Origin of the sequence: Zoogloea sp. (assembly GCF_023150065.1) — a bacterium.
Lineage (GTDB): Bacteria > Pseudomonadota > Gammaproteobacteria > Burkholderiales > Rhodocyclaceae > Zoogloea.
In genome coordinates this window covers 1-523 of sequence record NZ_JAKLLN010000232.1, presented here as the reverse complement: position 1 = coordinate 523, position 523 = coordinate 1, and the positions used below count along the sequence as shown (strand labels likewise).

The following is a 523-nucleotide window of genomic DNA, read 5'->3' as shown; positions in this document are numbered from 1 at the left end:
AGTGAGCCGCCCATCGCCTCGGCGAGGCGGCGGCAGATGGCGAGGCCGAGCCCGGTGCCACCAAACTGCCGGGTCGTCGAGCTGTCGGCCTGGGTGAAGGGTTGGAACAGCCGCGGCAGCTTGTCCGCGGGAATGCCGACCCCGGTGTCGGCGACGGTGCAGGCGAGGCCGTTCTGGTGCGATGTGACCTGCAACTGCACGTGTCCAGCGCGGGTGAACTTCAGCGCGTTGGCGACCAGGTTGGTGAGGATCTGGCGCAGTCGGCCGGGATCGCCCTGCAGGCGGAACGGTACGTCGCCGGCGATGCAGGCGTCGAAGGCGATGCCTCGGGCTCGCGCCGAGTCGCCGAACAGGTCGGCCACCTCATCGACGACCATGCCGATCTCGAAGGGGATCGCCTCGAGTTCGAGCTTGCCGGCCTCGATCTTCGAGAAGTCGAGGATGTCGTTGATGATGCCGAGCAGAGCGTTGCCCGAACTCGTCACCGTGTCCGCGTACTCACGCTGCAGGGGCGACAGCTCGG

At 67.9% G+C, this 523-nt stretch carries 1 protein-coding gene; it reads right to left on the bottom strand.

Features of this window, described 5'->3' with window-relative positions; genetic code table 11:
• Nucleotides 1-523, bottom strand: a 523-nt coding sequence (locus L6Q67_RS24430; RefSeq protein ID WP_296576395.1) for an ATP-binding protein, incomplete at both ends; no start/stop codon positions are given.